Source organism: Streptomyces sp. WM4235 (genome assembly GCF_001279725.1).
Classification (GTDB): Bacteria; Actinomycetota; Actinomycetes; order Streptomycetales; family Streptomycetaceae; genus Streptomyces.
Map to the genome: position 1 here is coordinate 1 of NZ_LGDE01000174.1, position 1,565 is coordinate 1,565.

Sequence of the window (1,565 nt, forward strand, 5' to 3'; positions counted from 1 at the left end):
CCGGCCCTGCCGGGGCCCCGTCCCCGCAGCAGGAAGGGCCCCGCGGCACCGCCCAGGCGGGCATCCTTACCTCCGGCCCGCGCGCGGCCGAGTCCGCGCACCGGCTGGTGCTGCTGGATCCGGCCGACCAGGAGGCCCTCCACCGGGAGGTGTACCGGATCAAGCGCGGCGACGACCCCGCGGCGACGGTGGACTTCCTGCGCGCAGCCCTGTCGCGCTACGGCGTGAACGCGTACGTCGCCGCGTGCACCGAACTCCACCTGGTGACCCGGGCGATCGAGGAGTCGGGCCGAGCGGACGAATTCCCTGCCATCGACCCGCTGTCGGTCGTGGCGCGACGGATCACGAACGGAGAGCTGTGAGCCACACGAAGATCCTGGACCGCTGGGCCGGACAGGTGGAGGGTGACGGCCGGGCCCCGGCCGTCACCACCCCCGACCGCGTCTGGAGCCGTCGGGAACTCGCCGAGTTCGCGTCCGGTCTGCGGGCCGCCCTCGCGGCCGGCGAGGGACCTGCGCGCGGCGGCCCGGTGCTGGTGGCCTGCGCCGACCCCGGGGCCGTCATGGCGACCATCCTGGCCTGCGCCGCCGCCGGCAGGGCGTTCGCCCCGGTGGACGTGCGCCAGCCCGCCGCCCGCTGGACGGCGATCCTGGAGGACCTGGGACCCGACCACGTCGTCTGCGACGCCGCGGGGCGCGCCGCGCTCGAAGGCTGCGACACGGGCGAGGCCGTACGGATCGACGCCGAGGCGGTAGGCGCCGAGGCGCGGTCCGCGCGGGCGTGGCGCGTCGACGACTGGAGCGCCCTCGGCGTCCCCGACGGCGGGTACGTCTACTTCACCTCGGGCACCACCGGCCGCCCCAAGGGCATCCGGGGCAGCCTGACCGCCGTCGCCCACTTCCTGGACTGGGAGGCCGAGGAGCTGCGGGTCGGCCCCGGCACCCGGGTCTCCCTGCTCACCTCGCCCGGCTTCGACGCGTTCCTGCGCGACGCGCTGCTCCCGCTGTGCGTGGGCGGGACCGTCGAGGTGGCCGGATCCGGCGGGGTACCGGTCGGCGCCGCGCTCGCCGCGTGGTTGGAGGAGCGCGCCGTCGAGGTGTTGCACTGTGTGCCGACCGTCTTCCGCACCCTGCGGTCCGCCGGACTCACCGCGGGCTCGCTGCCCGGGCTGCGGGCCGTGCTGCTGGCCGGCGAGCCGGTGCGCGCCGCGGACGTCGCCTGGTGGCGCGGGCTGTTCGGTGACACCAAGGAACTCGTCAACCTGTACGGGCCGTCCGAGACGACCATGACCAAGGTGTTCCACCGGCTGACCGCCGAGGACGCCGTCGCCGAGACCGTGCCGGTGGGCCGCCCCATGCCGGGCGTGGAGATCCGCGTACTGCTCGCCGGGAAGCCCGTCACGGGCGCGATCGGCGAGGTGGAACTGCGGACCCCGTTCCCGCTCGGCGGATACCTCGACGGTTCCGCGGGCGGGTTCCGCGAGGGCGACCGCTTCCGTACCGGGGACCTGGGCAGACTGCGCGAGGACGGCGTCCTGGAGGTGCTCGGCCGGCGGGACCAGCAGG

1 protein-coding gene and 1 pseudogene are annotated in these 1,565 nt (G+C 75.7%); both read left to right on the forward strand.

Annotated elements, in window-relative coordinates; translation table 11 throughout:
• A pseudogene (locus ADK55_RS14770) lies at window positions 1-362 on the forward strand (aspartate/glutamate racemase family protein); the annotation flags it as partial.
• A partial coding sequence (locus ADK55_RS14775; RefSeq protein WP_159041395.1) for an AMP-binding protein occupies window positions 359-1,565 on the forward strand: 1,207 nt, incomplete at its 3' end. The pseudogene ADK55_RS14770 and the gene ADK55_RS14775, both read left to right, overlap by 4 nt.